This window comes from Enterobacter sp. N5-15, assembly GCF_057221635.1.
In genome coordinates this window covers 3,703,617-3,727,613 of record NZ_CM170150.1, presented here as the reverse complement: position 1 = coordinate 3,727,613, position 23,997 = coordinate 3,703,617, and the positions used below count along the sequence as shown (strand labels likewise).

Genomic DNA, 23,997 nt, shown 5'->3' with positions numbered 1-23,997 from the left:
CGCTGTGCGCCCGGGTCATCTCTTGCAGGTGCTATCAGGTAATGATGTGCTGCTGGTTAACAAGCTCGTCGTAGGTGGTCTGAACGCCATCAAGCGTAACGAGCGTGGTATTAGTGTAGGTGCTCCCTGTACCGTCACGGTCGATGGAGATCACGGTATTGCCATTACTATTAGTGACATGGAGATAATTCCCCAGCGTCGAGGCGCTACCGTTCCAGCCCACCAGCAGATCGCCGATGTCGATCTTGTCCCCCTGCGCCAGCGAGAAGCCGGTCCAGTGATCGCCCGCGGTGCTGCTGACGTTACCCGCCGTGGCATTCCCTACCGTACTGTTCAGCACCTGGTAAATCAGCGTATCGCCGTAGGCCGTACCGGTGATGGCGTCGTTATGCTCCGAGCTGATGAACTGCGGCGCCATATTGATGGTCAAGGTGGCGCTGTCCGTTCTCCCGGTAGAATCGGTCAGGGTGTAGTTGAAGGTCTCCTTCGACGTCATGGATGAGAGCGATACCCCGCTGTTGAGGGTATAGGTGTAATGACCGTCAGCGCCGATCGCCAGGATGCCGTAATGGCCGGTGATGTTCACCGTTGCGCTGCCGGTATACGGATCCAGCGTGGTGGCCACGCCGTTATAACCGGTCACGCTCAGACGGGTATCCACCGAGTGGAGCTGATCCAGCACGCCGCCAGAGTCGGTGCCGTCAAAGATATTGCCGTTGACGGTGTGGCTGCCGGTGACGTCGAAATCACTCAGCGAGTAGGTGGTGCCGTTCACGCTAGGCGTGATGGTGATGGTCCCGACGCTCAGCCCCGGGACGCTACCGGTAAAGTTCAGCGTATAGGTCCCGGCGTTGAGATCCAGCCCGGTCAGCGGGACGTCGATACTGCCGCCCAGCAGCGAGCCGCCGCTAAAGGAGCCGCTGCGGATCACGCCCGAGCCGTCGCTGATTGTCCAGTTCACCGTCAGCCCGCCCAGCGCCAGCAGCGAGGCCACGCTAAAGTGCAGCGACGCGTTGTGCAGCGCGGTGTTCGGGTCGACCACGAAAGTTCCGCTGCCGGAGCCCTGGGTTGATGAAAACAGCGCCGTCGTCCAGTTGGCGACGCCCACGGTGGTATCCGAGTAGACCGACGTGTGGTGCACCGAGGTGAGGTCCATCGTGCTGCTGACATCGTTCACCGCATCCATCGCCCGCGCGGTTGGGGTGATGTTAAGCGATGCCGTATCCTTCGAGCCGTCAGGCGCGGTCACGGTGTAGACGAAGGTGTCCGGCGTGCTGATATGGTCCGCCCCCACGCCGCTTCTCAGGGTATAGGTGTACTGGCCGGACGAATTAATGGTCAGCGTGCCGTATTCCCCCTGAATATCGGTTGTTCCGCTGCTGTTGACCGTCACGCCGTTCACTTCCGTGACCACGGTGCCCGCCGGAACAGGGTCATTCGCCAGCACGTCGCCCGTGGTGGTTTCGCTGATGCTCGCCACGCTGTAGACATGATCCTGCAGGACGCTCAGCGTGTAGCCCGTCAGGACGGCGATCCCCGATGCGGTATTGAGTAAGAACAGGTACTCCCCGGCGGGCAGATTCAGCGTCAGCTGGGATGACGTGCCCCCCAGCAGCGGGGCGCGCAGCCAGCCCGACTCGACGCGAACCTGCTCGAAGGTCTGGGTGGCGTTGTTGAACTTATAGACGTACAGATCGAATACCGACGCCAGCGCCACGCCCCCCACGGAGGCCTGGATGGTCATGGTGCGTGTCGTGCCTTCCTCCACGTTGTAGATAATCGGGTTGGTCATGTCGTCGAGCAGGTTAAGCCCCAGCGTGCTGCCGAGATTAATGCCCACCAGGGTAAAGCCGCCCTGAGACGAGGCGCCGTTATTGATTTCGTGCACGCTGGTGTCGAAAGTCAGCGAGGCCGTGTCGTCCACCGCCACAATGCCGTTGATTACCGTACCGGCACCCAGAGACAGTACCAGCTGCGCCGACGCGCTGACGCCGTTGTGGGTGATGGTGTAGGTGAAGCTCTCCGTCCGGCCAATGACCGCGGCGCTGGTATCGGTCAGGTTATAGGTGTAGCTGCCGTCGCGGTTGATGGTCAGCGTACCGTATTTGCCCTGGATCACCGTGCCGTCGGCGTTCACGCTGGTGGTGATGCCCTGGGCGTTAGTGACCGCGGAGATAGTGGTTCCGGCCGGCGCGTTGTCGCTGCCGGCGGTCGGGTCCGTATCGAGGATCACGTTGCCGTTGAGGCTGGTATCGCCCGTGACCGTACCTGGACCGGTCTCTTTTACCGCCACGTCGAGGCTGGTGTAGGAGCCGGTCGCCAGCAGGTTGGTGTTGTAGCTGAGCACGCGATAGTTGCCGTCAGCCAGCCCGCTGAGGTTCAGCGATACGCCGGTTGCGCCGAGGGTCAGCAGATCGGCAAACTGCGGCTGGCCGGTATCCACCACGGTGGTCCACGCACCGTTGACGTAATGCTGAACCACCAGCTCCAGGGTATTGAGCAGAGAAAGCACCGCCCCCGTAGCGTTGGCGTTCACCACGATATCCGCGCTGCCGCCGCTGCCCACCGTGAAGTTCACCTGGGCGGTATCATTGCCCAGCAGCGTCAGGACGTTGCCCACGGCGCCGACCAGCAGGAAGCCGTAATCGCTGTACTGGCTGTTGGTCACGGTTGCCGTGGTGCTGAGGTTCAGCTCTTCGACGTTATTACTGGCGGAGAACGGCACCACCGGCGCAAGGGCAGAGCCCGGCAGCGAGGCGTTGCCAGCGGCGTCGGTGGCGGTGATCTGCAGCGTCTGGCCTTCGATCTGTTTGTTAATGAAGGTGTAGCTGTAGGTGCCGTTGCTGCCCGCAATGGCGGTCACCGTCGAGCCGTCCGCAAGGCGGATAGAGACGGTGCTGCCTGCTTCCGCAGTCCCGGTCAGGACGCTACCGTCGGCGTTGAAGGTCCCGGTCGGCGCCGTTGGGGCGGTCGTATCGACGATAATGGTCGTCACGGCTGACGCCACGCTGGTGTTGCCCGCCGCATCGGTGGCCGTGGCGGTGAAGTTATGCGTGCCTTGCGTCAGCGTGGTGGTTTGCGGCAGGGTCCAGTTGCCGCTGCCGTCGGCGGTCACCGTGCCCACCAGCGTGATGCCATCGTAGATCCGCACCGTGGCATTCGCTTCGGCTGTCCCATTGAGCGTTGGGCGCGTGTCGTTGGTCGGATTCGTACCGGTCACCGGCCCGGTGACGCTGCCGACATCATCAATGACCGAGCTGATGACCGGCGCGCCCGGCGCGAGGGTATCGACGTTAATCACATACCCGGCGGTAGGCGAGCTGGCGTTGCCCACCGCATCGGTGGCGGTAAAGGTCAAATTGTGCGGACCGTTGCTCAGCGCCGGGGATGGCGTAAAGCTCCACGCCCCGCCGGTTGCCGTCACGCTGCCGATTTGTACGCCGTTATCAAAGATTTTCACCGTCGATCCCGCTTCCGCCGTACCGGTGAGGGTCGGCTGCGCGTCGTTGGTGAACCCGCCGTTCGCAACCGGCGTTGGCGCATTGCCCACGTCATCCAGAATGCTGGTCAGCACCGGCAGCGCAGGCGGCGTGGTGTCGACGGTGAGGCTGAAGCTGGTGGACGACACGCTGGTGTTGCCCGCCGCATCCGTCGCCTGCGCGGTGAAGCTGTGCGCGCCCGCCGTCAGCGTGGTGTTGAGCAAGATACTCCAGCTTCCGTTGCCGTCCGCGGTGCCCGTTCCGACAAGCGTAGTTCCCTCATAGATTTTCACGGTGGCAAACGGTTCGCTGGTCCCGACAAGGCGCGGTACCGTATCGTCGGTTGTTTGCCCGGACGTGAGCGGGCCGGTGATGCTGCCTACGTCGTCTATCGCCTGGCTGATTACCGGCGCGTTCGGTGCCGCGGTATCAACAATCAGGGTAAAGTTCGGCGAGGTCGGGCTGACGTTGCCCGCTGCATCGGTGACCGTGGCGGTCCAGGTATGGCTGCCGTTAGCCAGCGGCGTTGACGGCGTAAAGCTCCATGCGCCGGTACCGTCCGCCTGAACGGTGCCGACCGGCTGCCCGTTTTCATAAACGGTGACCGTGGCGTTGGCGGTCGCGGTGCCGTTCAGCGTCGGCGTGGTGTCGTCGGTGCTCTGCCCGGAAGTGAGCGGGGTTTGAATGCTACCCGCGTTGTCACCCGCGGTCGAAATGACCGGTGCCGACGGCACGCCCGTATCCACCGTCAGGTTAAACGGCGTCGTCGTGCTGCCGGTATTGCCAGCCGCGTCGGTGGCGTTGAAGGTGATGGCGTGCGGCCCGTCGGGCAGATCGGTACCCGGGGTGAAGGTCCAGCTGCCCTGGGCATTCACCACCGCAGTGCCAATTTCGGTGCCATCAACGATCACGTGCACGGTAGAACCCACGTCGCCCGTGCCGTTGAAGGTTGGACGCGCGTCGTTGGTGCTGTTGCCTGACGTGAGCGCCCCGGTGACCGGACCGACATCGTCAATCACGCTGGTCACCACCGGTACGCCAGGGGCCGCGGTATCAATGGTAAAGGCAAAGACCGACGAGTTCGCCGAGGCGTTGCCTGCAGCATCCGTTGCATATGCGCGTAGGGAGTAGCTGCCGTCGCCCAGCGGCGCGGTCGGCGTAAAGGTCCAGTTGCCGCTTCCGTCAACAACCGCAGTACCAATCTGCGTGCCGTTGTTCATGATGTGAATGGTGCTGCCCGCCAGCCCGGTGCCGCTAATCGTAGGGGTGCTGTCGTTGGTCGTCTGCCCGCTGGTGAGGTTGCCCGTAACGCCGCCAGGGACGTTGTCATTTACCGTATCCAGCGTCGGAACCGTCGGTGCCGTCAGGTCAACCACCACGCTCCAGGGGGCAGAGACCGCGCTGACGTTGCCCTGCGGATCGGTCGCTCGGACGGTGAAGCTGTGCGAGCCTTCGCCGAGCGCGGTGTCAGGGGTAAACGTCCATGCGCCGTTGATGTCAGCCGTGACCACGGCAATCTGCGTGCCGCCGTCGAAAATGGTCACCACGCTGTTTGCATCCGCAGTCCCCGAAAGGGTTGGCGTGGCGTCGTTCGTTTCGCTGCCGCTAACCACCGTAGTGGCGGCGTTACCGACGTTATCCGTGACGTTGGTGATAACCGGCGTGGTGGAAACGGAGTCCACCACGACGGTGAAGCCCGCCGAAGGACCGCTCTGGTTTCCTGCCGGATCGGTTTCGCGGATGGTCAGGACATGGTTGCCCTCTGTCAGGGCAGGCGTCGTATAGCTCCAGGTGCCGGTGTTGCCGACCTCCACGCTGCCCAGCAGCACGCCGTTGTTGTAGATGGAGATGGTATCGCCCACCGCGCCGGTGCCGGTGAGGGTCGGCTGGTTGTCGTTGGTAGTCTGGCCGCTGGTCAGCGGGCCGGTGCCCGGACCGACATCGTCAATCACCGCGCCGATAGTTGGCGTGCCCGGCGCGGTAAGGTCGACGGTGACGCTGGCCGCCGGAGAGCGGCCGCTGGTCAGGTTATTGAGGGTCGCGGTCACCTCAAAGGTGTGCAGTCCCTCGCCAAGCGCGGGTGGCGTATAGCTCCAGTTGCCGCTGCCGTCGGCGGTTACCGTCGTCAATGGCGTCGTGCTACCGTCCAGATAGATGGTGATCAGGCTGCCCGCCTGAGCCGTACCGGTGAGGGTTGGGGTAGTGTCGTTGGTGGTTTTGTCCTTCACGTCGCCTGTGATTGGGGCGACGTCGTCGTTGATCGCCGTGATCGCGGGCACGTCAGGAAGATTCGGAAGCGTACCGGTGACATTGTAAGTCGCATCAGGGCTGGTACGTCCGGACGCATCGGTTGCGGTCACGGTCAGGGTCGCGCCATCCAGCGGGGCCGGGCTGACCGCGATGGAGAAGCTGCCGCCGGTCGCAACCCCGGTACCAATGACGTTACCGCCGCTATCCTTAACGGTGATGAGTGCGCCTGCTTCGGCGGTGCCTGTCAGCGGCGTACCTTCTTGAGCAAGGCTAAGATTGCCCGGGGCGGCTGGGTCCAGGGTATCCACCGTCACGCTCAGCGGTGCTGAACTTCCTGAGGCGTTACCCGCAGGATCGGTAGCGGAGACAGTGAAGGTATGCGAACCATCCGACAGCGTAGTACCGGCGGTCCAGCTCCAGCTGCCGTCCGGCTGTATCGTCACCGGCACGCCCGACGGGGTACCATCGATGGAGACGATAACGGTGGTGCCGGGTTCGCTGGTCCCGGTAAGGGTCGGCGTGCCGTCGCGGGTGTAGAGCACGTTGTTGGTGAGCTGGCTGTCTGAAACGGCATTAATCTGCGGTATCCCAGGCGCAACGGTATCGAGCGTCACGGTAAAGATCGAACTCGGGGCGCTGACGTTGCCCGCTGCATCTACGCCCGCCACGGTAATGTTTAGCGGGCCGTCCGTTTGCGTTGGAAGCGTCAGGCTCCATTCTCCGTTCACCACCACGACACGGCCCAGCTCGACGCCGTTGCTGTAGACGATCACCGTCTCACCGTTAACGCCGGTTCCGCCGACTGTCGGTGTGGTATCCGTGATGTAGCCGCCGTTCGGCTCACCGCCGACGGCGCTAATGACCGGCGTATCCGGCGCCAGGGTATCCACGGTGATCGTAATCGCTGGCGACGGGTCAGAGACGTTGCCCGCCTCATCGGTGGCGGTGGCGGTATAGACGTGGCTGCCCTCCGCAATGTCGCTGCCAGGGCGCCAGCTCCAGTTGCCGTTGCTGTCTACCGTGACGGTGCCAACGACGGTTGGCGTGCCGCCGTTGACCGTGTCAGTGATGTTGATTACGTCGTTCGGCGTCCCGGTGCCGCTCAGGACCGGGCGCGGATCGTTGGTGGTTCCGCCATCGGGAACGGGGCCGGTGATCTGGGTGACGCTGTCGGTGACGGTCGGTGCCGCAGGCGTGGCAGGCGGGTCGGTATCAATGGTGATGGTGACCGGCTGCGACGGGGCGCTTTCGTTGCCCGTACCGTCCATGTTGGTGACGGTCAGGGTAATGTCATAGGTGCCGTTAGGCAGCGGGGTTGATGGTGTCCAGGTCCAGTGGCCGGTACCGTCCACGATGACATCATCAAGTTTGACGCCGCCGTTGTAGATCGTCACGGTATCGCCCGCCGTGCCGGTACCGCTCAGGGTTGGCGTGGTGTCGCGGGTGGTTTCGCCCGGGTTCAGCGGTATTTCTGTGCCGCCAGGATTGACGGTAATTGTCGGGATATCCGGCGTGGCAGGCGCGACGGTATCTACCGTCAATACAAACGGGCTGGAGATGGTGGTATTGCCAGCGGCATCCGTGGCGTGAACCGTCAGGGAATGCGGGCCGTCGGTGAGCGGGGTAACGGGCGTAAAGCTCCAGCCGCCGCTGCCGTCGAGGGTGGCGGTGCCGAGCAGGGTGGCGCCGTCATAAACGGTGATTACCGCATCCGCCGGGGCGGAGCCCTGCAGCAGCGGTTTGGTGTCATCCGTGGTATCGCCGCTGCTGAGCGTGCCCTGAACGCCGCCGACGTCATCGGTCACGGTGGCGATGGTGGCTGCTGTTGGCGGTGTGGTATCGACGGTCAGGGTGAAGCCGCTTGACGGCTGGCTGGTGTTCCCCGCCGCGTCGGTGGCGACAACGGTAAAGGTATGAGGCCCGCTGCCTAGAGGCGTAGTGAGGGTATAGCTCCACGCGCCGTTGTTGTCGACCGGAACCGTGGCAAGATCGGTGCCATCCAGGCGGATGGTGACTGTCGATCCCGGTTCAGCCGTGCCGTTGAGCGTGGGGGTGGTGTCGTTGGTGCTGTCGTTGGAGGTGAGCGCACCGAGGCGCTCCGGCACATCATCTATCACCTGGGTAATCACCGGAGCGGCAGGCGCGACGCTGTCAACTGTCAGAGTCCAGGTGTTGGAGACGCCGCTGGTGTTACCTGCCGCGTCGGTCGCTACGGCGGTCAGGGCGTGCGGACCCTCACCGATCGGCGAGGAAGGCGTAAAGATCCATACGCCAAGGCCATTGGCGACGGTCGTACCAATAGCAACACCGTCCACGCGGACGGTGACCGTCGCGTTTGGTTCGGCGGTACCGCTGAGCGTCGGGGTGGCGTCGTTGGTGGTCTCATTAATATCGAGCGAGCCGGTACGCCCGGGGACATCGTCCACGACTTGTGAAATAACCGGGGCGCCGGGTGCCGTCCCGTCGACGTTAATTGTCCACGCGGTTGATATTCCGCTCGGGTTACCGGCGGGATCCGTCGCCGTTGCCGTCAGCACGTACGTGCCATCGGTCAGCGGTGCGGGCGGCGTAAAGCTCCACAGGCCGGAGGAGGGAACAACCGTCGTACCGAGGACATCGCTGCCGTTATAAATCGTGATGGTCGAGCCCGCCTCGCCCGTTCCGTTCACGGTCGGCGCCCGGTCGTTGGTAATCCCGTTAGGGCCTACGGGGCCGGTGGTGGCCTGCACGTCATCAATCACAGACACGATAATTGGTGCCTGCGGTGGGGTAATATCCGGTGACGCCGCGGAGGTGGCAGGCCCCGTGTTGCCTGCCGCGTCGGTGGCGTCGGCGGTCAGGATTTCGCCGTTGAGTTTCGGTGGGGTCAGCGTCAGGCTGAAGTTGCCCTGGCTATCGACAACAGCGGTGCCAAGGGTGACGCCATCTTCACGGATGGTCACCGTGCTGCCTGCCTCCGCTATACCGCTGATGGTGCCGCCATCATTCGACACCACGAGGTTTCCAGGGGCTAACGGCGGCGTGGTGTCCACGGTGAAGATGACAGGCTCTGAGGCCGTGCTCTGGTTTCCGGCGGCATCGGTTTCAGTGACGGTAATTGAGTGCGTCCCGTCCGGGAGCGGACCGTCTGGGGTAACGCTCCAGGTGCCGTTGGGCAGCACCGTCGTTGTGCCAATCGCCACGCCGTTATCATAGATGGTGATGGTCCCACCGGGCTCGCCCGTTCCCGCCAGGATCGGCAGCGAAGCATCGGTAGGTGCGACCGACGTGATGGTTCCCCTGATATTGCCCGTATCGTCGGTCAGTACAATCGCGGTCGGTGCGTCCGGCGGGGTAAGATCCACAGTCAGTGTAAACACCGGTGAGGCTGGCCCGGTGTTGCCGGCGGCGTCGGTTGCCCGCACGGTAATCTGGTGAGTACTTTCACTCAGGTCAACCGACGGGGTAAAGGTCCAGGTGCCGTTGCTGGCGACCACCGCCGTACCAATAGCGACGCCGCCGTCATAAATCGTCACGGTCGAGCCCGCTTCGCCGGTGCCGGTAAGCTGCGGACGCTGATCGTTGGTGCTGCCGCCGTTGCTGACTGTCCCCGTCTGCGGGGCAATATCGTCCGTTACGCTGGTGATTGCTGGCGCATCGGGCGCGGTGATGTCCGGCGCGTTGAGCGTTGTGCCCGGGCTGGTATTCCCGGCGTTATCCGTCGCGGTGGCGGTCACCTGCTCGCCGTTGGTCAACGGTGTGCCGAGAGAGACGGTAAAGTTGCCATCGCTGCCCGTTTTTCCTGTGCCAATAACATTACCGTTTGCGTCTTTCAGCGTAACGGTACTGCCGGGTTCGGCGGTACCGGTAACGGTTTTGCCATCTGAAGAGAACGTAAGACCGGAAGGCGGATTCGGCGGTGTTGTATCCGGATCGGCAGGATCGACAGGTATGTTGGGGTTGGTGCCATTGTTATTGCCGCCACCACCTCCGCCGGTGCTTGCCGCCGCCGCGATGCCGCCCGCTGCGACAATGCCGCCCAGTGCCCAAGGCCAGATGGCGGCGGCACCGGCGTCACTCCCGGAGGCCGCGAGCAGCACGTCCGTAGACGCGATAGATTCGTACGTGGCGACTCCGGTCGGATCTTCGATCCACCATAATGCGCCGTTGCTGTCCTGCAGTACTAGCTGGCTCACGCCCTGCGCGTCCGTGACGTAGAAATTTTTAAGGGTGATCACCTCGCCGGAGTGCAGCGTAACCAGCAGATCGTTACCACTTCGCGCGAAGTGGGAGACGCTCGCTCGCTCGACATGAAGCTCAACGATAGAGGAATGGCTCAGCGTAACCTGCGTGCCTTCCGTGGTCGTTTCCACGCCAGTAAGTTTCGATATAACAGAGATTTGGCTCATTTAGGTATTACTCCAGCAGATGTGTCATGAACGGCGAGCAAGACGAGCCATCTCTGCAGAAGGTAAAGGGCGCCCCGGCGCAGTCGCTGTTATTACGCAGCACTGACCGTTGTTTTTAGCGCGCACGATGCCCGCCAGGATTTAGAGTGGCAACATCAGAGCGAATCTAATTTCTTATGAAAGAGAACCGTTTTTTTCGTATTTTATGTTTTGTAAAACCCTGTAATTAATAGAGGAATTATTTTTGAGGATATAAAAATGATATAGACAGAAAACACATGTTGTGCAAATTAAGCTTTCGTAAATAAGTGCGGAAACAGTGAAGAGGGCATTAATATATTCGTATTGCAAATAATTGCATTGCTGTAACTATCTGTTTTATATGATTTTAATTTCACATTGCGATGTTGATTATTAATGTGGTTTAGGCAGTATGATAATTGGTAGGGGGCATTTTGGATATAATGTAAAACGTCATTGTTTAATCACACTTAATATTCATTTAAGTTAGGGTAACGTTTTTGATATAAAATATATTATGTCACTTGCGCAATGAAATATATTCTTATGTAGGGTTAAAATTCTGCTATCACGCGAAAATAATAACGTTAAGGCAAGGATAAAATAGCCTGGTTCATTTTCGTTGGGCCTACGACGTCAGCATGATTTTGCGACAGAAAAAAAATTACGGGGAGAATGAATAAAACTCGTCAGTCGGGCGTTTACTGACGTCACTCCCTTCTTACCCTGGAGCTTTATATGAACACGACCTCGCTTCGTTTGATCCCGGTGCTGATTTTTTCCCTGCTTTCCCCCCTGGCGCTGGCAATGGGCAATAATAGTACCGAGAGCAAAACGCCCGACTGTCCTTCCGGACAGGTGTATGACAGCGCCACCCAGAAATGTGTGCCGGACAAGAGCAGCAGCCTCAGCGACCAGGACAAAACCAACTATGCGTACCATCTCGCGAAAAAAGGCGAGTACCAGGCGGCGCTGAATCTGCTTGATTCGCTGAAAAATGGCAATACGGCTGAAGCGTGGAACTATCGCGGGTTCGCCACGCGTAAACTTGGCCGCACGGACGAAGGTATTGGTTACTACCAGCGCGCGCTGGCTATCGCACCGGATTATGCCAAAGCCCGGGAATATCTCGGTGAAGCGTGGATGGTAAAAGGACGTCCTGACCTCGCGAAAGAACAGCTGAAGGTGATTGCCGGTATTTGTGGCCAGTCCTGCGAAGAGTACCGTGACCTGCAGGCCGCCATCAACGGACATCCGGAATCCTGATTTTCTCGTGGAGGGAAAACACATCGCTACCAGTGAGGTTCGTCAACAGTTAGCGGCACACCTGTCGCGTCTCTGGCGCTATGGGCTGGTGCTGTCGCGAAACACGGATATCGCCGAAGAGCTGGTTCAGTCCACCTGCGTGCGTGCGCTTGAAAGGAGCAGCCAGTATACGCCGGGCACGCGCATCGACAGGTGGCTGTTCGCGATACTGCACTCCATCTGGATCTCTGAGCTTCGGGCGCGACACGTGCGTCAGGGGCAGGGATTTGTGGCCAGCGATGAGCTTCTGGCGCCGGACACCCGCGAACAGGATGAGACGCGCCTGCATTACCTGAAGGTGATGCAGCGCGTGAACGCGCTGCCTGAAGCCCAGCGCAACGCGGTATTTTTGGTTTATGTCGAAGGCTTTACCTACCAGGAGGCGGCGGAGACCCTGGCGGTGCCAATCGGTACCGTGATGAGCCGCCTGGTAACGGCACGGGCTCGGCTTGCCAGGTCCGCTGACGCTCTGCCTCCGGTAAAGGAGAAACGCTCTTGAACTCGCACCGTTTTGCACCGCCTTACAACGACGACGCTATCGTGGCATGGATAGATGGCGAGATGTGCCGCGCCGACGCGCAGCAATTTGAAGAACAGATGAAAAGTGACGAACGCCTCTCCGGGCGAACCGCCGAACTGATGAAAAGCAGCCAGGATTTCGCCGGGGCGTTTGCCTCCCTGCTGGATGACGCCCCTCTGGAGACAATGCAGGCGCGTCTGGCAGCGATTCCCGAGCCACAGTCCTCCACGCCGGCAGGCGTCAGCAGGCGGGCGCTGATTGCCGCCTCGGTCAGCTTCTTGATGGTCGGCTCCGGGCTGGGCTACCTGCTGAGGCCCGCTTCCGTGCCGGCGGATGAGAACGCCCACATTCGCGACCTGGAAGCGCAATATATGTCCCTGTACAGCGTCGAGACGCTGCTGGATATGGACAGCGCAACGCCGGTCCTGCAGCGCGGGCTGGAACGGGCCGCGCAGGACATCGGCATGAAGCTGCAAATGTCGCAGCTTGTCCTGCAGGGGGCTGAGCTGAAAATGGTGCGAATGCTGCGCTATGAAACCACCTCTATCGCGCAGATTGCCTGGATCAACGCCGACTACGGCCCGATGGCGCTCTGTATCTCTCCTGTTGATGAGAAGACGACGGCCTCTCTGCGCCAGGAGCAGCGGCACAGCATGAACCTGGCGTGGTGGCAGGAGGCGGGCTACCAGTTTGTCCTGATTGGCCGTAACCCGCCGTCTCACCTGCGGGGAAACGCGGAGCAGCTACAGCGGCTCATCTCAGGATGACGGCACGTCGTTCGTCTTAATCGCAATGGCGATGGCAATACGATCGTCCACCACCAGCGCAAACTTATCCATCCCGTAGGACGCGCGCGAGATCGCCGTCGTGGCATCCAGGGTGAGAGCCTGGGCGTGCGGGTCTTTCACGATGGCTTCCAGAATCACCGGGCGGGCAATGTTTCGCACGGTCAGCGTGCCGAATACCCTGTACCGCCCGTCGCCCTGAGCGACCACGCGAGAGCTGATGAACTCGATAGTCGGATAACGCTCAGATTCAAAAAACATGTCGCTTTTCAGCTGCCAGGTGAGCAGCTTGTTTGACGCCACAAGCGTCGCTACGGGAATGGTGACGTGAATATGGTCGTCGACGTCGTTCTCCGGATTGAGCGTCACGGCGCCCGTCACGCCGCTGAACGTCGCCCAGGAGAGGATGCCGCCAAAGGCATGCCACGATAGCCGAATGTCGGTGTTATCGGTGTCGATAATGTAGCTCTTCGGGGCTGCCATCGCCCACGGACAAACCAAAACAAGCACTATCACCAGGCGTCGCAGCATCTCAGGATCTCTTTTAGGGGGGCAGGGAGTAAACGCGTCACCTCCGGGATCTATTCGGCTTTGTTGACATTATTTCAACCGGAGCGCGATAACCGGACCTGGTGACAAGTGTAGCCTTGAGAACACAGCGCTGCGGGGAATAAAAAAGGCCGCTTGCGCGGCCTTTCGAAGGGATTACTCAGTGACTTTCTTTTCCAGCTCGCTGGCACCTTCTTTGGTTTTGTTCCAGCCTTTCTCAGCGCCTTCTTTGGTGGCATCCCACCCTTTCTCGGTGCCTTGTTTGGTTTTATGCCAGGCTTTCTGGGAATCTTCGCTGACCTTGCTGCCCAGGCTCTCGCTTTTGCCTTCCGCAGCATGCTTCTGTTTCAGCTTCAGCTCTTCACCTTTGTTCTGCTCTTCGTGCAGTTTTTGCTTCGCCTCGTTGGCGTTTGCGTTCGCCGCAGCGACGGTATCGTCAGTTGCATGTGTGGTCGCAGCAAATACTGGGGAAGCCAGCAGAACGGCAGATAATGCGATAATTGTTTTTTTCATAATATCCTCATTTAACGTTATCGGTTATGAGCGTGATTCAGCATGGCACAGGCGAAGCGGGATGGCTTTAGGAAAAAACTGTAATGAGATCAATGTGCCCTGATGAGGGATATTTCGCCTGAGGATTATCCAAAGGATAAAAAGCCTATTTCAGCAAGGGCGGCGAGGGTCAGGAGAATGAAAATTATGACGGTTATGGGTTTGTACATGTTGGGGTTCCTTCCGGGTTGGGGCGGCTAATCCGTAGCGCTGGGTGGTACGGGTAATTTTGCACAGGAGGGGGGAGAGGGTGTTGATGTTTGTCAAAGCCAAGGGGTAACACTATAAACTACTGGCCTGTTGGTCGGTTTTTTTTTGCAAAGATCACGGTATACTGACTTTGATTAGAAGAAGGGGAATGGCATGGCGATAACGGAAGAAGCGTTGCTTAAGTCGGGTTTCACAAAAGAAGAGCTGCAAAAACTTAAACGCTATGTGGATACTCAGCGTTCGACGCTGGATATTTTGCTTCCTGCGCTTTCAAATCGGTTTAAAGGGACTGTTATACTTTCAGTCGTACTTACTGTTCTGTTCATGCTGGCTGTTTGCTTCGCTTCCCGAGAAAATATCATCTCATCAGGCGTTGCTGTGCTGTTTATCTTTGGCATCTTCTGTTGGATGACTCCTCTCAAATTAACGTATAAAGCCTGGCGATTTAAGAGGGGCTATTATCAATAGACAGTAAGTCAAAAACAATTTTTGCGTTTATGCCATATCCGATGATTTTCATAGTAAGTTTTGGCCGACTCATTGAGTCCATTTTTCTGTAAAAATCTGAGCGCATAAAATAAAACAAACGCCAGGAGCCAGGTTTGCGAAGTAAACCAAATACGCTGTAAGCATTGGCAGCAAGGCTTACCGTTTTATACGCAGCCAGACCAGTCTCACCGCGAAATCCCATAAACTCTGCAACCGACATCGCTGTGTCAGCGATAAATCCCTGCGAATCAGGTTTGTTCAGTAATTGATTATTCACTTCTCTGGATACGGTATTAGCCGCATCAATTACTAGTGTGGCACCTAACAACACACCGACCGGAGTCATTGAGCTCGCAAGGAGTAATCCACCTGCGGCTTGTAACCCAGCAAAAACAACCTGTACAGCGGAGATGACATAGCCAACAACTTTATTGTTTTCCTTGATGAACTCAACCCTGGCATAAAGCTGCGCTGCTTTCGTTCTGAGCAGGCGATCTTGTTCAAGAAGATTCTCGTTCTCTGCCCTGAGATTTTTTATATAGGAAATCCCTTCTTCGTCGGATTTCGCTTTGCGGGCAAGAGAAAATTGCTCAGTTATAAAAGTCTTAATGTCTTCCATAAACTGAATTCTGGTGAGTCCATCCTTGAGATGGTTAGCTGCTACCATGTTTGCAGTGTTAATGAGTTTACGAGCTTCCAGATTAATCATGGTCGCTGACCATGCGTTAGTCTGTTGTCCTGTAAGCAGCGAAATATCCATATATACCCCCATCAACGCGTTATGACAGCTCCGGCCAAAAGCATATAACAATGTTTACTCGTTTGCATATGTTCTTGCAGCGCAAGAGCTACGCAGAGGGCCGTGTCATAATCTCATAAAGACTGCTTTGTTGCCTTTACTGGTACGACTATGTCAGTCAGATATCGGAGTAATCGACGATGGCCAGAAATTTTTCCGAATTTACAGGACAATATAACGCATCGGGAGAATCCTCTTAGAACATTATAGTTCCTGCAAAAAATATCTAGCCTGCCTATACACGGCGCGATACTCTGTAATGCTTTGTCTTTTTTGTGAACAGGAAAAAGTATGCTTAGTACGTTACCCGATTTACACAGAAGTTTTACAGAGCAACTCAAGCTTAAATTTCAGGCTGACTCGCGGATTCACTCCCTTCTCGCTGGCGGCTCGCTTGTTCATGGCGGGTTCGATAAATACTCCGACCTCGATTTTGTCGTTGTGGTAGACCCTCTCTACTATGACGAAATCCAGGCACAGCGTATTGTGCTCGCCGGAACACTAGGCCATCTGCTCCATGCTTTCACCGGAGAACATGTGGGAGAGCCTCGTCTGCTTATCTGCCTGTATGGCCCCGAACTCCTTCACGTTGATCTGAAATTTGTCACCCTGGAAATGCTCACTCAACGCGTTGAAGAGCCAGCAGTGCTGTTTACCCGTGATAACCTTGCTCTGGAGCGTCAACTGGCAAAATTTAGTGCTCACTGGCCTAATATGACGCCGGAGTGGTTTGAGTCCCGAGCCTGGATCTGGCTTCATTATGCGGTGGTGAAGCTGGGAAGGGGCGAACTCTTTGAAGCGATTGGTATGCTGTCATTCTTCCGGGAGCAAGTGCTGGGACCTATGCTGTTCCGTCGTGCAAATCTTCCGCAACGTGGGGTTCGCCGCATTGAATTCCTCAGCATTGATCCTGATGGTCTGCTGATTTCCACGCTGGCAACGCACGATCGTGACTCCGTCAGCATGGCCATCAGAAAGGCTGTTGACGCTTATATCACTCTGCGGGCTGATGCGCTCCCGGAAAATATCGCAGACGATGCGGCACGTTGGGCGCTCCTTGCCATGCTGAAAGCTTGAACCCGACCCTGGAAGGTTTTGGTCTGCTCCGCCCCCGCGTTCAGACGACCTTTGCTAAAAAATGGTCGTCTGAATTTCGGTTGTGAGGCTCTTACTGAATGCTTAGATTCATTTTCAATCTATCGAGAGGGTATGAATATGAACTTTGCAGAACTCCATTATCAGCATGAGCCTCTTCTTATCGCCAACGTCTGGGATGCCGCCAGTGCTGTCGCAGCGCAAAAAGCAGGCTATCAGGTACTCGGAACATCCAGTGCAGCTATAGCGTCCACGCTGGGGTATGAAGACGGGCAGGGAGTGCCGTTTGATGAGTTATTTTATATGGTCACCCGGATCCGGGCTGTCAGCAACCTGCCATTGAGCGTTGACATGGAAGCAGGATATGGTGATTCAGCCGAAGAGATAACAGCCAATTTGAGGCGCCTTGCTCAGACAGGCGTCGCAGGCGTTAACCTCGAAGATAGCAGAGCCATAAACGGGGTGCGTCAGCTCGACGATGTCTCTGATTTTTCCCGTAACCTGAGAACAGTATGCGATGCGCTGAGGAGCGAAAATTACCGCCTGTTTCTGAACATCCGGACTGACACGTACCTTCTTGGGCATGAAGATGCGTTGCAGGAGACGATATTACGGGGGCAAAGATATAAAGCTGCAGGTGCTGACGGCCTTTTTGTTCCCTGCCTGACGTCAGAGAGAGACATCAGCCTCATTGCAGAGGCAACGGGTCTGCCTCTGAATGTCATGTGTATGCCTAATCTTCCGTCATTCAGCAGGCTGAAATTGGCCGGGGCAAGCCGCATTTCAATGGGCAATTTTGTTCATTCAGCCATGCAGTCAACGCTGACTGATGTCATGCATGCGATCCGATCTCGTCAGACGTTTGAAGGACTTTTTGGTGATGAAAATAACCGATAAGAATTTGTGTGATATCTGGTATCAGGCATTACTTGAACGTGCTTCAGAATATACTGGCGTGTTTTTTGTAGGCGTCAAAACCACTGGCGTATTCTGCATTTCGGTATGCCGGGCGCGAAAGCCCAAACGCGAAAATGTAGAATTTTATAAAGATGCCAAATCTGCCCTGGCGGACGGCTTTCGTCCCTGTAAGGTCTGCAGGCCCGCTGAAAATGCACATAGCGCACCATTATTTGTTGAACAGGCGCTTGCGCTTGTCAGGCGCGATATCAAATCCCGTGTTGCTGACGCGGAGCTTCGTCAGCATGGGATCAGCCCGGAGCGGGTAAGACGCTGGTTCCTGCAACATCATGGCATCACTTTTCAGGCTTTCCAGAGAATGCAGCGGGTCAACGTTGCCCTGCAGGAGCTGAAAAGCGGACGAGCGGCGACTGACGTTGCGCTGGACAATGGCTATGAATCACTGAGCGGGTTTGGTTATACCTACAAGCGGCTTACTGGCGCAGCGCCGACTCAGACAACTCAGGTGATTGTTATTCACCGGTTTACCACCACGCTTGGGCCTATGTTTGTCTGCGCGACAGAGCGGGGAGTCTGTCTCCTGGAGTTTACCGATCGCCGGATGTTAGAAACAGAATTTCGCGATATCCAGCGTTTATTTAACGCCAGAATTGTCACCGGAGAAAACAGTCATACCCGGCAGACAGTAAAAGAGATCAGCGAGTATTTTGCCGGAAAACGCCGACAATTTGATCTCTCTTTAGATGCTCCGGGCAGTGATTTTCAACATTCCGTCTGGCATGAGCTGCGTGCCGTTCCCTATGGACAGACTTCACACTATCAGGCCATTTCGCTACGGATGAATAAGCCAAATGCTGTGCGCGCCGTCGCTGCTGCTAATGGTGCAAACCGGATTGCGATTGTGATCCCCTGTCACAGGATAATTGGAAAAGATGGCGCGATGGCAGGTTACGGAGGGGGTATTTCTCGCAAAGAATGGCTCATTGAGCATGAGAGAAATAATGTTTAATGACGTGACATGTTGAGGGTACAAAAAAGCCCGCAGGGCTTGCGCCATGCGGGCTTTCAGGACTTCATCAGATGCGAAGTCTGCATACTTATCAGGAGCATTTATCCAGCTCAGCGGAAAGCCTTTTCATTCTGTTAAATAATGACTTCAGCTTACGTTTCCCGACGCCGGTGCGGCAGATATCGTTATGTACTTTTTCAGACCAGACTCCCGTTTAACTCCTTTGGGATCGGAAACAAAAGGAAGCCTCAGGCGAGGTGAATCTGATACTTTCAGTGACCAGATATAATCACCAATAAACCTGAAATCCACGTTATCGTCAGTGACCTGGAGATCCGCAAAACTCCCTGTCGAGTACTCATTTCCCAAACGAACAATTTCTTTAAGCCCGTCATGAACGTCAATAAGGGCAATTGTCAGGGATTCTTCAAAAATAATGTCATCCGTCAGAAACAGGATGTAACGCAGCTCATTAACCTGGACCGCTGCTTCAAACACTTGTCCCGGTACAATAATGCCCGTGCTTTTACCATTGAGCACAACGTCAGATTGAGCCTGGGATACATCGGTAGCGTCGTGAACCTTAACCAGAGATATTGAATTAACCTGTTGCATAATCAATTCCACAAACGTCCCATTTCCCATGCGGCAAGAGCGCCGCCGACGAAGCCACCGATAAGTACGCAAACAGGTGCGCCTGGCCCACACATTAATCCCGCCATGGCACCGCCTGCAGCAGCACCGGCAATACCTGCACTATTAATCGCTATCTGTTTGCCTGATTCAGAAACCTTATCATCAGCGGTATAAATTTCGTAAACAGAAATCGCAATCGAAAGAACACTCAGCCCTTTTCCAATGCGCGAGAGCTGCATCATTTTCATGTTTACTTGTGGGTTAGACTTACCTGCGGATTCAACGATACCTGCATATATCTGATTTTTTTTGTACTTCCGAAAGGCTGTTAAAATTTGCCTGTGGGCCGAACAAAGCTTTCGCTTTTTTTGCTACCAACTCATTAAGCGTCTTCCCCTCGCTTTTTATACGTTCGGCCATTGCCCGTCCGAGTGGAGTGCTGCGAGAGCGCACCATCTCCATGATCAAATTTCTCGTTTCCTGAGCCTCTCGCGCAGCTTTGTCCCAGGAGATCACTCCAGCATTGGCCTTGGCGCGTAAGTCTGCGGACATTTCTTTGATTCTTTTTGAGTACTCAAGGCGTAAGCGGGGGGGCGACCGATAACCTCGCGGCTGCAGCGGAAACATCGCCTTGTAAGGCATTCATAGCGCTTTCGAATTTATCGCGTCCATCGGTATCTAATGCGCTCAGCAACGTCGTATCCATATTCTCATTATTCCTGTCATTGGCTCTGAGATACGTTGAACAAATCTCTAGCACATTATCGGCAAAAGGTCTTTTTAATAATTATTAGCTATGCTTTTGGTTTTATATTTTTGCTTTTCTTTCAATGTGATATGCGTGATGTTAGAGGCGCTTCTTTACTGGATGCAGGAGAATCGTCTTGGACAGTTACAGGCACAAAAAAGCCCGCAGGGCTTGCGCCGTGCGGGCTCTTAGGACTTCATCGGATGACTCTGGTAATCACCGATGGAGAATTTTGGTGGGCTGGCGGAGTCTGAATTGGTTGTGTAATTCATTGAATTAATTTGAATAACTGCTAGTTCAACTTTTCTTAGGGGCCTATTTGGGTGCCTAAAAGTTTTTTCTCCCTTTGATGAGAAAGAAGACGAGATAGGGACTGTGCGTGGTGATATCTAGTTGAGTCGTCACACTGAAAAACAGATTTGACCTGGTAACCATTTCTTGCGCAGCAAACGCGCCGCGCATATACGGTTTGGGCTTACCTTTTATCAAACGCTTAGACTACTATTCGCCTGCGAAATTTTTTGGATAAAAGCCATCATCACCAATGCAGCATCGAAAAATGCTTAATTAAAAATGCTCACGCCTGCATCCCCTTACCCCGTGCCAGGTTAATTCTTTCAACGCATTCCTTAAACGCTTTAAGTTGCTCCGTAGAGAGTTCAGATTCATCAATTTTGACCAGAAGAGCGTTGAGAGAGCGTTCAATATCATTTTTAATTAACCGTAAGCAGATAACCTTAACCCAACGTGGAGAGAGCTTACTGAGGCCAATTGCTCTTGTGATTTGTAATTTCATGCGATGCCTCTCAACCGCCAGTGTGCCGGTTTTCAACCTCGGTTATAACACGCAATGGACAGGACTTCTGTTATTCCTTCGCCTAAAATTTAGCATGAAGCGCTTAGCTTGGGTGCAACCAGGATTTCATTAAACATCAAAATTAGTTTTGCATCATGACGCGCAAGCGCCACGTCATAACCAGAGTTACTAGTTCACCTCAAGGTAGTTTTTCATATTCTGACACAGGATGGGATATCTCCTTTGTGCCATAGTGGATGTTATTAATCTCATGCAGTATGGATTCACGAAAAATATACGTTAAATTTTGTCCTGATTGACACGGGATGAAAGCTCCTGATAGCTCTCTTTTCTCTCGCTGTAACGATCTGCAAGATAACCAGTTTGTCCCTTAAGCAGCACCGTGATTTTAAACAGCTCCTCGGCTACATCGACGATACGGTCATACCATGACGAAGGTTTCATTCGGCCGTTTTCGTCGAACTCTTGCCATGCCTTAGCAATGGAGGACTGGTTGGGGATCGTGAACATCCGCATCCATCGGCCCAGAATGCGCATTTGGTTCACCGCATTAAAGGACTGCGAACCACCGCAGACCTGCATCACTGCAAGTGTCTTGCCCTGCGAAGGACGAACCGCGCCTTCACTTAAGGGTATCCAGTCTATTTGCGCCTTCATCACCGCGCTCATCGTCCCATGCCGCTCAGGGGAACTCCACACCATCCCGTCACACCATCTGACCAGGCCGCGTAGTTCGGTGACCTTAGGGTGCGTGTCTGGCGCATCATCAGGCAGGGGTAAACCAGAGGGGTTAAAGAATTCCACCTCCGCGCCCATTGCAGTCAGAAGACGACCGGCTTCCTCCGCGGCAAAGCGGCTGTAGGAGCGCTCTCTTACTGAGCCATACAGGATAAGAATCCGTGGTGGCACTTGCAGGTTCAGGCGTTCAGCGATGTGTTGATCAAAGAATTCAATATTAAGGGCAGGAAATTGTTCCATTTTTCTCCTCCGGAGAGAGTAGATGATTTCAAATTTAACACATATGATTTATCATATATATATTCTAAAGGGAACGGAGTGAAAAATGCTACAACCTGTTCAGCTTTTCAAAATCCTGTCGGATGAAACTCGGCTCGCCATCGTCATGATTCTCCGGGAGTCAGGAGAACTGTGCGTTTGTGATATCTGCGCAGCCATTTCCGAATCACAACCCAAAGTCTCGCGACATATGGCTATCCTTCGTGAGGCCGGGCTGGTTCTGGACCGTCGTGAAGGCAAATGGATCCACTATCGTCTGTCACCCCACATACCGGCATGGGCAGCTGAGACAATCACGACGTCCTGGCAGTGTATGCGGGAGGATTTGTGTAAATGGCTGGATAAATCAGCCTGCACCTCCTGCTGAGAAAAGAAAACAAATTCACATAATCATATATAACGGAGTCTGAGATGCTTTTGGCGGGGAGTATATTTTTACTGACGTTGATACTGGTGATCTGGCAACCCGGAGGCCTGAGTATTGGCTGGAGTGCGAGTATCGGGGCTGTGCTGGCGCTGGTAACTGGAGTCATCCATATCGCTGATATTCCCGTTGTCTGGAATATCGTCTGGAACGCGACAGCGGCATTTATTGCGGTCATCATCATCAGCCTGCTGCTCGATGAGTCCGGCTTCTTTGAATGGGCCGCACTGCACGTCTCCCGCTGGGGTAACGGACGTGGCCGCCTTTTGTTTAGCTGGATAGTCTTGCTTGGGGCTGCTGTTGCTACACTGTTTGCCAATGACGGAGCCGCACTGATCCTGACGCCGATCGTAATTGCGATGCTGCTCGCACTGGGATTCAGTCAGGGCACGACACTGGCCTTTGTCATGGCCGCAGGATTTATTGCAGATACGGCCAGCCTGCCGCTCATTGTTTCTAACCTGGTGAATATCGTCTCGGCGGACTTTTTCGGTCTGGGCTTTACGCAGTATGCCTCCGTGATGATCCCCGTAGATGTGGCCGCGATTACGGCCACGCTGGTCATGCTGCATCTCTTCTTCCGCAGGGATATTCCGGTGACGTATGACGTTTCGCTGCTGAAGACGCCTGCCAGTGTGATAAAGGATCCGGCAACGTTCAGGGCGGGCTGGATTGTCCTGTTTTTGCTGCTTGTCGGTTTCTTTGTTCTGGAACCTCTTGGGATCCCGATAAGTGCGATAGCCGCTACTGGCGCAGCAGTACTGTTCATAGTGGCGAAAAGAGGTCACGCCATCAACACAGGAAAAGTCCTGCGCGATGCACCATGGCAGATAGTTATTTTTTCACTGGGCATGTACCTGGTGGTCTATGGCCTGCGCAATGCAGGGCTCACGGAGTCTCTGTCTGACGTGCTAAACCTGCTGGCAGAAAAGGGGTTATGGGCAGCAACGTTCGGCACCGGCTTCCTGACCGCGTTCCTGTCGTCGGTAATGAATAACATGCCGACGGTGCTGATTGGTGCGCTGTCGATTGACGGAAGTACGGCGACAGGTGTCGTCAAAGAGGCAATGATTTATGCCAACGTGATTGGCTGCGATTTAGGCCCGAAAATCACTCCGATTGGCAGTCTGGCAACCCTGCTGTGGCTACATGTGCTGGCACAGAAAAACATGACCATCACCTGGGGATATTACTTCCGCACCGGCATAATCATGACCCTGCCCGTGCTTTTCGTCACTCTGGCTGTGCTGGCGTGGCGGCTCTCTGTCACCTTGTAGCGAGATATTGATATGAGCAATATTACCATCTATCACAACCCGGCCTGTGGCACCTCACGTAACACGCTGGAGATGATCCGCAACAGCGGCAACGAACCGACAATAATTTATTATCTCGATACTCCCCCGACCCGTGATGAGCTTATTAAACTTATTTCAGATATGCGGATTACAGTGCGCGCCTTGCTGCGTAAAAACGCTGAACCTTATGAACGCCTGGGTCTTGATGAAGAGAAATTTAGTGATGAGCAGTTGATTGATTTCATGCTTCAAGATCCAATCCTGATTAATCGGCCGGTAGTCGTTACGCCGCTCGGTACTCGTCTTTGCCGCCCTTCGGAAATAGTGCTGGATATTCTTCCGGAAGGTCAGAAAGGAGCGTTTACCAAAGAGGATGGCGAGAAGGTCATTGACGAAACGGGAAAGCGGGTTAGGTAATCTGTCCACTTCAAGATATCGGACGCCTGTTTAATCTACGAGGGCGTCCGCTTGCCGTTCACTAAAGACCTCCAGCCTACTAACCCCGTCCGCATTATGCTATGAGAGGAAAAACTGTGGTGTTGGCTGCATTACAACTGCGTAATGTCACCATTAATACATTCTTTACCCAGTTTATAGCGCAACATAATCTCTTCATGAAACACCTTGTTGAAGCCGGTTACGAACCAGATGCTTCTCGACGATCCTCTAAGGATGGTTGTGGGCTATC

At 55.5% G+C, this 23,997-nt stretch carries 19 protein-coding genes; 10 read left to right on the top strand and 9 right to left on the bottom strand.

The genetic code is table 11. The annotated features are described in order from the left end of the window. Positions 1–34: 34 nt before the first annotated feature. Positions 35–10,117: a BapA/Bap/LapF family large adhesin gene (locus AC2TE5_RS17555; protein ID WP_484612093.1), complete on the bottom strand. Its 10,083-nt coding sequence runs from the start codon at positions 10,115–10,117 to the stop codon at positions 35–37. Between the two features lie 759 nt (positions 10,118–10,876). Here AC2TE5_RS17555 and AC2TE5_RS17550 point away from each other — a divergent pair. From AC2TE5_RS17550 to AC2TE5_RS17540, 3 genes are read left to right on the top strand one after another with little or no spacing between them, the layout of a single operon-like run. Next, positions 10,877–11,404 carry a tetratricopeptide repeat protein gene (locus AC2TE5_RS17550; RefSeq protein WP_213328594.1) on the top strand — a complete coding sequence of 176 codons (528 nt, stop codon included), beginning with the start codon at positions 10,877–10,879 and terminating at the stop codon, positions 11,402–11,404. Between the two features lie 7 nt (positions 11,405–11,411). Beyond that, on the top strand, positions 11,412–11,942 hold the full coding sequence (locus AC2TE5_RS17545; RefSeq protein WP_213328593.1) for a sigma-70 family RNA polymerase sigma factor: 531 nt from the start codon (positions 11,412–11,414) through the stop codon (positions 11,940–11,942). Beyond that, a complete protein-coding gene (locus AC2TE5_RS17540; RefSeq protein ID WP_484612092.1) occupies positions 11,939–12,730 on the top strand; it encodes an anti-sigma factor family protein in 792 nt (263 codons plus the stop codon). The genes AC2TE5_RS17545 and AC2TE5_RS17540 overlap by 4 nt, the downstream gene beginning before the upstream one ends. Here AC2TE5_RS17540 and AC2TE5_RS17535 read toward each other — a convergent pair. Both AC2TE5_RS17535 and AC2TE5_RS17530 read right to left on the bottom strand, forming a co-directional pair. Then, entirely contained in the window at positions 12,722–13,279 is a 558-nt protein-coding gene (locus AC2TE5_RS17535) for a YceI family protein (protein WP_213328591.1), read from the bottom strand. The two genes, AC2TE5_RS17540 and AC2TE5_RS17535, sit on opposite strands and share 9 nt — an antisense overlap. Before the next feature lie 174 nt (positions 13,280–13,453). Beyond that, positions 13,454–13,810, bottom strand: a complete 357-nt coding sequence (locus tag AC2TE5_RS17530; RefSeq protein WP_029740047.1) for a hypothetical protein — start codon at positions 13,808–13,810, stop codon at positions 13,454–13,456. A 402-nt stretch (positions 13,811–14,212) separates the two neighbouring features. Here AC2TE5_RS17530 and AC2TE5_RS17525 point away from each other — a divergent pair, with 402 nt between their 5' ends. Next, complete coding sequence (locus AC2TE5_RS17525) at positions 14,213–14,527, top strand: hypothetical protein (protein ID WP_484612091.1); 315 nt, start codon at positions 14,213–14,215, stop codon at positions 14,525–14,527. Here AC2TE5_RS17525 and AC2TE5_RS17520 read toward each other — a convergent pair. Beyond that, positions 14,505–15,308: a DUF4225 domain-containing protein gene (locus AC2TE5_RS17520; protein ID WP_193941637.1), complete on the bottom strand. Its 804-nt coding sequence runs from the start codon at positions 15,306–15,308 to the stop codon at positions 14,505–14,507. The genes AC2TE5_RS17525 and AC2TE5_RS17520 overlap by 23 nt on opposite strands. A 330-nt stretch (positions 15,309–15,638) precedes the next feature. Between AC2TE5_RS17520 and AC2TE5_RS17515 the strand changes: the two genes are divergently transcribed. The 3 genes from AC2TE5_RS17515 (at position 15,639) to AC2TE5_RS17505 (ending at position 18,369) form a co-directional block, all read left to right on the top strand. Beyond that, positions 15,639–16,424, top strand: coding sequence for a nucleotidyltransferase domain-containing protein (locus AC2TE5_RS17515; protein WP_484612090.1), 786 nt, complete (start codon positions 15,639–15,641; stop codon positions 16,422–16,424). A 138-nt stretch (positions 16,425–16,562) separates the two neighbouring features. Then, the gene (locus AC2TE5_RS17510) at positions 16,563–17,339 is read left to right on the top strand and encodes an isocitrate lyase/PEP mutase family protein (protein WP_484612089.1); all 777 of its coding nucleotides are present in this window, start codon (positions 16,563–16,565) and stop codon (positions 17,337–17,339) included. Further along, positions 17,323–18,369 (top strand): bifunctional transcriptional activator/DNA repair enzyme AdaA, encoded by a 1,047-nt coding sequence (locus tag AC2TE5_RS17505; protein WP_484613356.1) that lies wholly within the window; start codon positions 17,323–17,325, stop codon positions 18,367–18,369. Before AC2TE5_RS17510 ends, AC2TE5_RS17505 begins: the two co-directional genes overlap by 17 nt. Before the next feature lie 147 nt (positions 18,370–18,516). On the opposite strand, the gene AC2TE5_RS17500 is transcribed toward AC2TE5_RS17505, so the two are convergent. The 5 genes from AC2TE5_RS17500 to arsH all read right to left on the bottom strand — a co-directional run bounded on the left by AC2TE5_RS17500 (position 18,517) and on the right by arsH (position 21,548). Beyond that, the gene (locus AC2TE5_RS17500; RefSeq protein WP_484612088.1) at positions 18,517–18,984 is read right to left on the bottom strand and encodes a hypothetical protein; all 468 of its coding nucleotides are present in this window, start codon (positions 18,982–18,984) and stop codon (positions 18,517–18,519) included. A gap of 2 nt (positions 18,985–18,986) precedes the next feature. After that, positions 18,987–19,253, bottom strand: coding sequence for a hypothetical protein (locus AC2TE5_RS17495; protein ID WP_484612087.1), 267 nt, complete (start codon positions 19,251–19,253; stop codon positions 18,987–18,989). 31 nt (positions 19,254–19,284) lie between these two features. Continuing rightward, positions 19,285–19,557, bottom strand: a complete 273-nt coding sequence (locus AC2TE5_RS17490; protein WP_484612086.1) for a hypothetical protein — start codon at positions 19,555–19,557, stop codon at positions 19,285–19,287. Positions 19,558–20,330: 773 nt separating this feature from the next. Further along, entirely contained in the window at positions 20,331–20,549 is a 219-nt protein-coding gene (locus AC2TE5_RS17485; RefSeq protein ID WP_010434242.1) for a hypothetical protein, read from the bottom strand. A gap of 300 nt (positions 20,550–20,849) precedes the next feature. Further along, the gene (gene arsH / locus AC2TE5_RS17480) at positions 20,850–21,548 is read right to left on the bottom strand and encodes an arsenical resistance protein ArsH (protein WP_332942161.1); all 699 of its coding nucleotides are present in this window, start codon (positions 21,546–21,548) and stop codon (positions 20,850–20,852) included. A gap of 85 nt (positions 21,549–21,633) precedes the next feature. Here arsH and AC2TE5_RS17475 point away from each other — a divergent pair, with 85 nt between their 5' ends. The 3 genes from AC2TE5_RS17475 to arsC are packed head-to-tail and all read left to right on the top strand — an operon-like array spanning position 21,634 to position 23,726. Next, positions 21,634–21,954, top strand: a complete 321-nt coding sequence (locus tag AC2TE5_RS17475; RefSeq protein ID WP_032938043.1) for a metalloregulator ArsR/SmtB family transcription factor — start codon at positions 21,634–21,636, stop codon at positions 21,952–21,954. Positions 21,955–21,998: 44 nt separating this feature from the next. After that, a complete protein-coding gene (locus AC2TE5_RS17470) occupies positions 21,999–23,288 on the top strand; it encodes an arsenic transporter (protein ID WP_024274589.1) in 1,290 nt (429 codons plus the stop codon). Between the two features lie 12 nt (positions 23,289–23,300). Continuing rightward, complete coding sequence (arsC, locus tag AC2TE5_RS17465) at positions 23,301–23,726, top strand: glutaredoxin-dependent arsenate reductase (RefSeq protein WP_332942162.1); 426 nt, start codon at positions 23,301–23,303, stop codon at positions 23,724–23,726. The last annotated feature ends 271 nt before the right edge of the window (positions 23,727–23,997 follow it).

Excerpts from the sequence above, each read along its gene's own strand:
- arsH (WP_332942161.1), bottom strand. The coding sequence starts at position 21,548 with ATGGAACAATTTCCTGCCCTTAATATTGAATTCTTTGATCAACACATC.
- arsC (WP_332942162.1), top strand. The coding sequence starts at position 23,301 with ATGAGCAATATTACCATCTATCACAACCCGGCCTGTGGCACCTCACGT.
- AC2TE5_RS17485 (WP_010434242.1), bottom strand. The coding sequence starts at position 20,549 with ATGAAATTACAAATCACAAGAGCAATTGGCCTCAGTAAGCTCTCTCCA.
- AC2TE5_RS17500 (WP_484612088.1), bottom strand. The coding sequence starts at position 18,984 with ATGCAACAGGTTAATTCAATATCTCTGGTTAAGGTTCACGACGCTACC.
- AC2TE5_RS17515 (WP_484612090.1), top strand. The coding sequence starts at position 15,639 with ATGCTTAGTACGTTACCCGATTTACACAGAAGTTTTACAGAGCAACTC.
- AC2TE5_RS17510 (WP_484612089.1), top strand. The coding sequence starts at position 16,563 with ATGAACTTTGCAGAACTCCATTATCAGCATGAGCCTCTTCTTATCGCC.
- AC2TE5_RS17520 (WP_193941637.1), bottom strand. The coding sequence starts at position 15,308 with ATGGATATTTCGCTGCTTACAGGACAACAGACTAACGCATGGTCAGCG.
- AC2TE5_RS17475 (WP_032938043.1), top strand. The coding sequence starts at position 21,634 with ATGCTACAACCTGTTCAGCTTTTCAAAATCCTGTCGGATGAAACTCGG.
- AC2TE5_RS17530 (WP_029740047.1), bottom strand. The coding sequence starts at position 13,810 with ATGAAAAAAACAATTATCGCATTATCTGCCGTTCTGCTGGCTTCCCCA.
- AC2TE5_RS17490 (WP_484612086.1), bottom strand. The coding sequence starts at position 19,557 with ATGTCCGCAGACTTACGCGCCAAGGCCAATGCTGGAGTGATCTCCTGG.
- AC2TE5_RS17550 (WP_213328594.1), top strand. The coding sequence starts at position 10,877 with ATGAACACGACCTCGCTTCGTTTGATCCCGGTGCTGATTTTTTCCCTG.
- AC2TE5_RS17470 (WP_024274589.1), top strand. The coding sequence starts at position 21,999 with ATGCTTTTGGCGGGGAGTATATTTTTACTGACGTTGATACTGGTGATC.
- AC2TE5_RS17505 (WP_484613356.1), top strand. The coding sequence starts at position 17,323 with ATGAAAATAACCGATAAGAATTTGTGTGATATCTGGTATCAGGCATTA.
- AC2TE5_RS17555 (WP_484612093.1), bottom strand. The coding sequence starts at position 10,117 with ATGAGCCAAATCTCTGTTATATCGAAACTTACTGGCGTGGAAACGACC.
- AC2TE5_RS17535 (WP_213328591.1), bottom strand. The coding sequence starts at position 13,279 with ATGCTGCGACGCCTGGTGATAGTGCTTGTTTTGGTTTGTCCGTGGGCG.
- AC2TE5_RS17525 (WP_484612091.1), top strand. The coding sequence starts at position 14,213 with ATGGCGATAACGGAAGAAGCGTTGCTTAAGTCGGGTTTCACAAAAGAA.
- AC2TE5_RS17495 (WP_484612087.1), bottom strand. The coding sequence starts at position 19,253 with ATGAAAATGATGCAGCTCTCGCGCATTGGAAAAGGGCTGAGTGTTCTT.